1 protein-coding gene, 3 pseudogenes and 1 other annotated feature are annotated in these 3,232 nt (G+C 54.4%); all 4 genes and pseudogenes read right to left on the bottom strand.

The genetic code is table 11. From position 1 onward, the window contains the following. Window positions 1-461: pseudogene (locus ACTBDZ_RS16415) on the bottom strand (aminotransferase class I/II-fold pyridoxal phosphate-dependent enzyme); the annotation flags it as partial. Beyond that, a pseudogene (gene hisD / locus ACTBDZ_RS16410) lies at window positions 458-1,755 on the bottom strand (histidinol dehydrogenase). The pseudogenes hisD and ACTBDZ_RS16415, both read right to left, overlap by 4 nt. A gap of 26 nt (window positions 1,756-1,781) precedes the next feature. Next, window positions 1,782-2,681: pseudogene (gene hisG / locus ACTBDZ_RS16405) on the bottom strand (ATP phosphoribosyltransferase). A gap of 66 nt (window positions 2,682-2,747) precedes the next feature. Then, window positions 2,748-2,868 (bottom strand) — a sequence feature (His leader region). A gap of 263 nt (window positions 2,869-3,131) precedes the next feature. Further along, a partial coding sequence (locus ACTBDZ_RS16400; RefSeq protein WP_438813920.1) for a hypothetical protein occupies window positions 3,132-3,232 on the bottom strand: 101 nt, incomplete at its 5' end.

The following is a 3,232-nucleotide window of genomic DNA, read 5'->3' as shown; positions in this document are numbered from 1 at the left end:
GGGACTACACACGTAAATCAGTTTTACGTTATTGAGATTGTTTGCAATAGCGGGCAAGTCTAGCTGCCAATCTGCTTTGCTGGGCACCGTGCGGCGTTCAACGCCCAGGGTTTCCGCACTGACGCCACACATGCCGTAGGTGGGAGGGCAATAAAGCACAGCATCTTGCCCCGGTTCGCAAAAAGCACGGATCAGCAGTTCGATCCCTTCGTCTGCGCCGCGACTAACCAGTACCTGTTCCGGCTTCACCCCTGCGTAGGCAGCATAACGCTCAATGACTACAGGTGGCTGGCATTCAGGATAACGGTTCAACGTCTGTGCGGTGAGCTGAAATTCCGGTGCCTGGAAATATTCGTTGGCATTGAGCCACACATCACCTTACCTTTGCCGCCCAGACGGCGTGCCGACTGATACGGCGTAAGCGTGCGTACATTAGCACGTGCCAGTTGTTCAATGCTCATTGGGACTCCTTCTCTTTCAGGGCAGCGACGCGCAGTGTGACGGCATTCTTGTGGGCGACCAGTTGTTCCGCCTGAGCCAACACCTCAATAGTGGGCGCCAGACGCAGAAAACCTTGCGGAGTTAACTGTTGAACGGTCATCCGTTTCTGGAAATCCGCCAGCCCCAGACTGGAGTAGGTGGCGGTATAGCCATAGGTCGGCAGTACGTGGTTGGTGCCAGAGGCGTAATCCCCTGCGGATTTCGGTGACCAGTCACCAAGGAACACAGAGCCTGCGCTAGTGATGTGTGCAACCAGCGCTTCGGGGTCGCGGGTTTGAATGATCAAGTGCTCAGGGCCGTACTGATTGCTGATGTCAATGCACTGCGCTAAATCGCGTGCCACAATGGCTCGGCTGCTGTCCAGCGTCTGACGCGCGATCTCTGCACGCGGCAACTGGGCTAACTGCTGTTGCACCGCCTGCGCGACGGCGCGGGCCAGTGCGGCATCCGGCGTGACCAGAATCACCTGGGAGTCCGGGCCGTGCTCTGCCTGCGATAACAGATCGGAGGCCACAAACGCTGGGGTTGCGCCGCTGTCGGCGATCACCAACACTTCGGAAGGCCCGGCAGGCATATCGATAGCTGCGCCGTCCAGACGCTGGCTCACCTGACGCTTGGCTTCGGTCACATAAGCATTGCCAGGGCCAAAAATCTTGGCAACGCGGGGAACGCTCTCGGTGCCAAATGCCATCGCGGCGATGGCCTGTGCCCCCCCAGTTGGAATACTTCCTGTACACCGCACAGTTGGGCGGCATACAGAATTTCATCGGCAATCGGCGGTGGTGAACAGAGAATCACACGGCGGCATCCGGCGATGCGCGCCGGGGTTGCCAGCATCAGCACCGTGGAGAACAGCGGTGCGGAGCCACCGGGAATATACAGGCCGACGCTGTCGATAGGGCGCGTTACTTGTTGGCAGCTCACGCACGGTTGAGTTTCCACATCGATGGGCGGTAAACGCTGCGCATTGTGGAAGGTCTCGATATTACTGACGGCGACCGCCATTGCCTGTTTGATGTCATTACCCAGTCGCGCGGCAGCGGCAGAAATTTGCTCCGGCGTAACGCGAATGCTCTCTACGTCAACCTTGTCAAACTGAGCGCTGAACGCACGCAGTGCGCTGTCGCCTTCGGCTTTTACCCGATCGAGAATCTCGTTCACGCTGCGAGTGATGCGATCGGAGGCCGAAATAGCCGAGCGTGTCAGCAACTGCTGGCGCTCTTGTTCAGCGCACTGTTCCCACTCAATAAGCATACCGAAATTGCGGCTGGTCATGGAGGTTACTCCATCATCTTCTCGATAGGCAGCACCAGAATGGAACTGGCGCCCAGCGTCTTGAGCCGTTCCATCGTTTCCCAGAACAGGGTTTCGCTACTGACCATGTGCATGGCAACGCGACTTTGATCGCCCGCCAGCGGCAGAATAGTTGGACGTTCTGCACCAGGCAGAAGGGCAATCACTTCTTCAAGACGCTCACTCGGGGCGTGCAGCATGATGTATTTCGATTCGCGCGCCTGAATGACGCCTTGCATACGGGTCAGCAGTTTATCGATCAACTGCTGTTTCTCGGTGGGCATCTCGCCGTCACGTTGAATCAGGCAGGCTTTGGAGCGGTAGATAACGTCGACTTCGCGCAGACCGTTTGCTTCCAGCGTGGCACCGGTAGACACCAGATCGCAAATGGCATCGGCCAACCCGGCGCGCGGCGCGACTTCCACTGAACCGTTTAACAGGCAGGATTTAAAATTGATCCCTTGTTTGTCGAAGTATTTTTTCAGCAGGTGCGGTTAAGAGGTGGCGATACGTTTGTTATCAAGGCACTGTGGGCCGGTGTAGTCTTCATCCAGCGGCATGGCCAGTGACAGGCGGCAAGCGCCAAAATCGAGGCGACGCAGCATAAAATAACGCGGGTCTTCCCCCTGCACCCGGCGGTTGAGCAACTCTTCTTCCAGCACGTTTTCACCGATGATGCCCAGATCGACCACGCCGTCCATCACCAGACCAGGGATATCGTCATCACGCACACGCAGGATATCAATAGGCATATTTTCTGCAAACGCGATTAAACGCTGCTGCTGTAAATTAATTTTAATACCGCAGCGCGCCAGCAATTCCCGGGAATCATCGCTCAGTCTGCCTGATTTTTGCATCGCAATGCGTAAACGTGTTTTATCCAGCATGGAAACCTCTTTTACCTGTCAAAATGGATGCGCTGCTAACCACCACTTTTTGTTCATCATTGGGCCATAAAAAAACCCTCGGAAGATGATCTTCCGAGGGCTCTCTTTAGGTTCTGCGCCACTGGAAGATCCGAATGTCTTCCAGCACCAACTGCCTGAAAGACTAATCAAGATGATGGTGGTTTGACAGAACGCGTAACATAAAAAATTCTCTTAAATAAACAGCACTAATTGCATTGCCAATAAACCTAAACCATCTCACTGTCGTTGTGCAACCTTTTTTTGTTGCATGCGACGTCGCTTCGTTTATTTACGGAAAACGCACAAGCGAATTTTGTAACTGCAATGATAAATAGTCACATTATCGTCGGCGGTTAACGGATTAAATAGGATAATCTGCCAGTGAATGGTGCGGGTTAGAACGATGCTAAATAGCTGTTCCTAATACCGCTACACTTTTGCCTGTCCATGTTTTCCACTGGGAAACGGGCTGACGGTTTCCATGAAGCGGCGAACCTTGTTCAGTAACTGCCACATTGAACAGCATTGAT

It is taken from the genome of Symbiopectobacterium sp. (assembly GCF_051710365.1).
GTDB lineage: Bacteria > Pseudomonadota > Gammaproteobacteria > Enterobacterales > Enterobacteriaceae > Symbiopectobacterium.
This window is presented reverse-complemented; position numbering and strand designations above follow the sequence as displayed.